Here is a 6765-nt window from a genome sequence, read left to right as displayed (position 1 = left end):
TCCCTGACCTGGTAGATGAAAATATCACCGCCCTGCACCTCTCCACTCATATCGAATTTGATTTTCTTCGTTATGCCTTCAAACTCGAAATCCCTGATAAATTTCGGATCACCGAAGGTGTGGGCGACAGATTGGCGGCTCACCTTTCCGCGCAGGCGCTTCAGGACGTCGATGACGACCCTGGTGGCATCGAAGGCGTCGGCGGCGTAGAAGTCCGGCTGCGCACCTGAAGAAATCTTTTCATACACGTCGACGAACTGTTGCACCGCCTGGCTCCGCGGTTCGATCTCGGCGACTTCGCGACACGGGCAGGTAAGATAAACGCCTTCAGCACCGTCCCCGCCCACTCCCGTGAGCAGCAGATCACTGTTACTCCCGTCACCACTCATTATCGTGCCCGTGAATTTCCGCTGCCGGAGAATCTTGATTATCTCGACGAACTCCGACGTATAACCGGCGTAGTACACCAGGTTATACGAACTGAGATCCGTGAGAAGCTTCGCGTAGTCAGTGCCCGGGGCAGCCGCCCGGGTGGTCACGGTGACAGGCAAATTCTTTTGCTGCTGGATCCGGTTGAGCTGTTTCACCAGCTCATCAGCGAGACCCGTACCGTATGAGTTGCTGCTATCGAAGAGCACCAGAACGCCACGAGGGCTGAGTTTCGAAATCATGTACTTCGCGCTCTGGGGCCCCTGCACCGTGTCCGGGGAAACTGTCCGGAAGAAGGTACTCACCGGGCCCACGCCCAGCGAGGTCAGCCCGGGCCCGGTCGCCGACGGGCTCACTGCTACAAGACCGGCGCCGGAGTAACTCAATATGCTCTTCTCCGCCGGCCCGGAGAAGGTGGGGCCGATGACGGCCACCACACTATGATCGTCAATGAGTTCCCGGGCTGCGCCAGCACCCTTATCCGCCAAACCCTGATCGTCCGACTCCTTCATCGTCAACCTGAAGGGGAGATCAGGGTCCTGGTTCGCAAGCTCGACAGCCGTCCGGGCGCCCAGGAGGGAGCTGCGGCCGAGTGCCGCGTTCCCACCGGTCAGCGTCCCCTGGAAACCAATCACGTACGTGGGTTTCACGACCGAGTGTGGGTGGGGCGGGTTGTAGGCCCATATGATGGCCACCGCCAGCGCGCCCGCGCCGACCGCCGCGAGAAGACGGGACCGCCGCCGGTGAAGGAGCCGGCCGAGCCCGCCATTACGCGTGCCTTCCTTCTTACCCTTTTCCTGGTCCGGCTGGTGACGAGCCGGTGGGACCGGAATCGGCCGCGGCGCGTTCTCATCCGGAACAGTCGTGTTGTTCATGGTCGAAATCGGCGTATTCGTGCCGGTGGATAGGATCCGCGGGGGCAGGACCGAGACGGTCGTTTCAGCTGCCGCCGCGGCGAGGCTGAGCAGCCGCTTGAGTATCGCGGCCAGCTCCGTCCCACGGACTTGGCCGCGACGAATCTCGGTCAGGATGTCTTCCAGTTCCTGTTCCGACGCATGTTTGCTCAACAACTCGACGAGCACGTCCGTCGCCGACGGCCGGCGCTGGGGATCTTTGTCCATCGCTTTCGCGACAAGCGGGCGCAGCCTGCTGTCCAAACCCTCGAAATCCGGCTCGTCGTGCACGGCCCGGTAAAGCATCACATCGGGCCTGCCGTCCCCATGCGGCCGCCGGCCGGTGCCCGCATAGGCAATCATGCCGCCCCAGGCAAAGACATCCGCTGCCGGAGTGACGCTGTTATAACGCCTGATCTGCTCCGGTGCCATGAACGCAGGTGTCCCGAACACACCTGTCTGGGTGGCCGCGGTCGTGGCGTCGACAGCACGTGCAACCCCGAAGTCAATGATCCTCGGGCCGAGCGGGGACAGCAACACGTTCGACGGCTTGAGATCACAGTGCACGATGCCGGCATCGTGAATCACGATCATCGCGACCGCGGTCATGACCGCGAGTTGGTACAGCTTGACGTCCGGAAGCGGACCGTCCCGTTCGACCACGGCGCTGAGCGTCGGACCGTCCACAAATTCGGTGACGATATACGGCTGCTCGGCGTCGGCATTGACATCCAGTACCGGAGCGGTGCAGAACGGCACAACCCGCTGGGCGTTGCGGGCCTCCCGCCGGAACAGTTTCCGAAATTTGGGATCGTCGGCGATATCGGATCGGATGACCTTGAGCGCGACCACCAGCCCTTGCGGATCTTCCGCCCGGTAGACGACGCCCATGCCGCCGGCACCGAGCCGGCCAAGAAGAACGTAGGAACCGATTCGTTCCGGGTCCTCCGCGAGCAACCCCGAAGGAGGCATCACGATCTCCCAGCGGGCCGGACGGTGCACAAGCTTCCCGCGGGCCGGACGACAAAAGACATGGACAGCGGCCCAACCGCCGCACATGACAGGCTCCAGCATGACAGCCGGCGGGCAGCCGACACCCACTGCCCCGTCATCCGCATCCTCCCGTCGCCCACCACCTCACACATAGTCTGCCATCACAGCGATGTAAATCGACCGCTAAGAGCGCCCGGCAATAGGGACGCGGCGTCGCGGGGCCAGGGCACGCACCTCGCCGCATCGCTCCCCGTCCATCGCCGCGCGATGCACGGGTACCCGGCCCGTCAGTCGCCACCCACCACCTCCGGTGGCTCCCTCCGCCGCCTCGCGATGCACGCACCCCAGCCCCACTCCTTGATCCATACCCCTATTGCCGATCGCGTTTAGGTCAGACGAGGTGCGGCGCAGCGGCTACTCCCTCCCTCGGCTACCGCCGGAGGGTGTTTCGCATAGCCAATGACGATTGGTCCAGATATCGGTAGCAGTACCTCGCTGGCAGCCGCCCACCCACGAACTGATCAGGACGAGGCGCTGGCCATTGCCTTCAGCCACAAATCACCCAACTAAAATAATCGTTTGCAAAAATGGCCAAATCCAAAAATCCAAACGCGCGGAAAATCTGTCCAGTCAGGAAACAGGCTGCCGGACCGCTGGATGTTCTTTTTCAGGACGATCCGTACTGATCGAAAACCTGAGAATGCGCATAATCGGTCCAGTGGCTAGGCTCCTCCTTGGCATCGATCACAACAGACTTCCGATGGCCATATTTGCCCGCCCTGAAACAGGAGGTTAGACGTGTCAGAATCGAGCGGTTTCATCGGTCCCGACGCTCTGTCGGAATGGCGGAAAACCAAGGAGTCAAGCGGGGCGTTGGACGTTGTTCTTGTCACCCATCCGCGCGACGAGAACGATCTCCCCCGACTGTTTCCCTGGAGTGTCCACCTCAGCACGGCCGACCGATTTCAACTAACGCGCCATATGAAACCGGTCTTCGGTGAAATCGTCACGATCGGAGCGTTGCGGGTGGGCATCCTGTTCTTGCCCTTCTATGCCAACGAGCTCATCGACGCCTCCGCCCGCAGGCGCTGCGGCCAGGTCCTGGAGGTCGACGCGATCGCAGCCGCCGCCGAGACCGGTGCGAAGGTGCTCTGTCTCGGTGGTCTCACCGGCGCGCTCTCGTTGTACGGCCACAAGCTCGTGAAACCGGCCGAACAGGCCGGAATTGTCGTCACGACCGGGCACGCGGTCACCTCGATCAGCGTGCTGCGGACATACGAAAAGGCAGTGGAGGAGCTTGGCCGCAGGCCCGCTGAACAAAAGGTGACGGTCATCGGTGTGGGCAGCATCGGGCGTTCCTTCGCGCAGTTGCTGTCGACGGTGGAGGAGAAGCCCGGCGAACTCGTCCTGGTCGACCGTCCGCAGATGAGCGGTAAGCTCGATCGGTTGGCCGAGGAGTTTCGGCGCACAATCGGGCTGAAAACTTCTTTCGAAATCACCGATGCCACCGGCGCACTGCCCGCGGACAGCTCCTGCTACTCGACCGATGTGCTCGTCAGTGCCGTGAGCACCGCGTACGTCGTGGACATAGACAAGGTGGCCCCCGGCACTATCCTGATTGACGACAGTCAGCCGTACTGTTGGTCGCGAGAGGGCGCGTGGCGGCGTGTCGTGGAGCGGGCCGACATCGTACCGTGCGAGGCCGGCCTGGTGGACTGCCGCAGCATCGGTTTCAGGTCCCGCTTCCCGTTCGACTTCGCGGAAGTCGGCGCAGACGGCAGCAGCACGGCGTGGTCATGCCTCACCGAAGGCATGATATTTGCCTTGGAACCAGGAATCACACCCACCATCGGCGAACCGACACCAGAAATGATCAGCGCATACATGACGGCATTCGACCAGAACAAGCTATGCATTCCAGCGCTGCAGTGCGGTCCGCATGTGCTGCCCATCGACAAGTTGCGGGCGGCCATCGGAAAAAAATCCTCCTGAGAGGCGAGCCAATAATGAGTACTGAGATCAACACCTCCGTCTGTATACGTTGCGGGATGCCGCTCGCCTACGACCAGTACATCGCTGCGACCGACAGCGGCGTGTCCACGCACCCAGCTGGCGACCTGTGCTCCTACTGCACAGAAACGAACAGAACAACGGAGCACGGACAAGGTAACGAAAAAAATCAGAAGTGGATACTCAACCTCATAATCCAGATCTATCATAACGACCGGCTGCGGCGCATCCTCGGCTCGTCGGCCACGAGCCGATTTTCTTCAGTTCTGCCCGGCTCCATGAAGGGGCTGGTAGAGCTCGTCGCGAGCATTCCCGAGAAACGCCCTGAAGCAAAGTACGACGCGGTGGTTCTCTACAGCGGCGGGAAGGATTCCAGCTGGATGCTGATGGAGCTGGCCCGGCGCGACCTCCGGGTTGCCGCGTGGATGCTGAATCAGGGCTACCAGTCGCCGATCGCCATCAAGAACGCACAGAAGCTCTGTGAGAGACTCGGCATCGAGCTGATTATCGCCGAGCCCGAACGCAGGCCGATGGACTCGTTGTTCCGCCTGGGCTTCACGGTCAACGAGGATGGTGACCGTGACTTGGTCCGCTCCGCCATGACCTATGGTTCCGCTTGTTGGCCGTGCTTTGCGACGATCGCCGCGCACGCGACGGTCTTCTGCTACGACAACGATATTCCACTCTGTTTCATCGGAACGCAGAAAGGACAGAACCGGCTCGATCTGAATGGTTCACCGGTGCTTTCCGGTGGTGGTCTGCCAGCTGTTGACACACTGGTCGAGAAGTTCGTCTCCCGGCTACGCTCGTACGCCATGAAAAAAGACGCCGAGGCCGCGCGACTACTGGATTCACAACCCTGCCGAACCGCGCTGGTGCCGTTCTACGAGATCGTCGCCAAACCGTCAGTCGACGAACAGATAGCCGATCTGGAAAAGATCGGCTGGAGTAAACCGAAAAATACCGGCACCTGTAGCACGAACTGCATGATCAATGAACTCGGTCGCAAAATCATGCGTAACCAATACGGGTTCGACCTTTATCAGGTCATCGACGCGAACGAACGACGAATGGCAACCGATCCGCGGCCTGAACCGATCGCGGCGCTTGACGAGGACGCCGTCCGTCGCGGCGCGAAACTCATCGAACTCACTCCGGTCGAGTCCATGAAATTCGGTGTGAAAAACTAATGAGCACTTTGGTAAATCCGAATGTCAGCGACACGGAAAGCTACCGATTCGTCGACAGAGTGGCAAGTTGGACCGTCCGTTCCCTGTCCAGGACAGTGGGCGTCAAGAACGTGACCCGCCCGTTCTGGAACAGGTGGCGAGCATCATCCATCTCCGACGAGACGCTTATGCGCTTCCTTAACAGCATAGACAGCATAGACGACTGGCCACACGCCGCCACGGTCCTGCTTGACGAGGCCGCGGACCAGGTTGAAAAGGACGCTGACCAGAGCGCGCAGAAACGCATCGACGGACTTCGCCATCTATCCTATCTGGCGCATATGACCCAGTGGGGCTGCCTCCCCATCAACGACGTGAAACGCACGGCGTACCGGCGCTCCCGTGACTACTATCTGGCGGCCGAGTCGTTGGCGTGGGGGGAGCTCTATCACCGGGTAGAGATCCCGTGGGCTGGTCGCAAATGCTATGGCAACCTGCACCTTCCGCGCAATGGTGGCGTTCCCGCGCCGCTCATCATAATCATTCACGGCATGGATGACACAAAGGAGGAGCACCTCGCGACCGAGCTCGCGCTGCAGGACAACGGATTCGCGGTGTTCTGTCTCGACGGACCCGGCCAGGGCGAGAGCTTCTTTCTCGAGGGACTGACCTGGTCGATGGACTTCACGAAAAGTGTCCAGGCAGCCATGGACGCGGTGAGCGAGCAATATCCGGTCGACGCTTCTCGCATCGGTGTCATCGGCATCAGTTGGGGCGGCCTGTGGGCAATCAAGCTGGCCGCCGAGGACCCACGGGTGGGTGCGGTCTACGACCTCGGCGGACCCGTCGACACGGCGGGGTTCCGGAAACTGCCGTTTTTCCTGAAAAGCAAGTACTGTCAGGTGCTGGGCGTGACCGGCCCAAACGATCTTCCCGAAGCCGACGCGGTTTTCTCGTTGCGCAACGAGGCGTTGCTCGACAACGTGCGGGTTCCGCTGCGGATCGTCCATGGCAGGAAAGACCCACTGGTAACCATACGGGACAAGGAATGGCTCAGGGACAGCCTGCAAACAAGACACAAGGATCAAGAAGTCACGTTGAAAATCTACGACGATGGCGATCACTGCTGCACCGGACACGCGGTGGAGATCCGGCGTGACACCGCCGAATTCTTCCACCGCGCGCTCGATGCCAGCCCGGCGAGATAAACCTGGCATTGAGGGTCACCCGCGCGATGCACCGTCGTTGTGACATCTCGTGGTGAGGCGAAA

General features: G+C 61.0%; 4 protein-coding genes. 3 read left to right on the top strand and 1 reads right to left on the bottom strand.

What is annotated here, in order from left to right; translation table 11 throughout:
* On the bottom strand, positions 1-2213 hold a 2213-nt coding region (locus MJ785_RS02180; protein ID WP_239379966.1), incomplete at its 3' end, for a bifunctional serine/threonine-protein kinase/ABC transporter substrate-binding protein.
* Between the two features lie 900 nt (positions 2214-3113).
* Between MJ785_RS02180 and MJ785_RS02175 the strand changes: the two genes are divergently transcribed.
* The 3 genes from MJ785_RS02175 to MJ785_RS02165 all read left to right on the top strand — a co-directional run bounded on the left by MJ785_RS02175 (position 3114) and on the right by MJ785_RS02165 (position 6702).
* Positions 3114-4307 (top strand): hypothetical protein, encoded by a 1194-nt coding sequence (locus MJ785_RS02175; protein ID WP_239312630.1) that lies wholly within the window; start codon positions 3114-3116, stop codon positions 4305-4307.
* Between the two features lie 14 nt (positions 4308-4321).
* Positions 4322-5515 (top strand): hypothetical protein, encoded by a 1194-nt coding sequence (locus MJ785_RS02170; RefSeq protein WP_239376375.1) that lies wholly within the window; start codon positions 4322-4324, stop codon positions 5513-5515.
* 95 nt (positions 5516-5610) lie between these two features.
* Positions 5611-6702: a S9 family peptidase gene (locus MJ785_RS02165; RefSeq protein ID WP_239312633.1), complete on the top strand. Its 1092-nt coding sequence runs from the start codon at positions 5611-5613 to the stop codon at positions 6700-6702.
* Positions 6703-6765 lie beyond the last annotated feature (63 nt).

Source organism: Protofrankia sp. CiT1 (genome assembly GCF_917627335.1).
GTDB lineage: Bacteria > Actinomycetota > Actinomycetes > Frankiales > Frankiaceae > Protofrankia.
The sequence above is the reverse complement of the archived record's forward strand: the minus strand, read 5'-3'. Positions and strand labels throughout refer to the sequence as shown.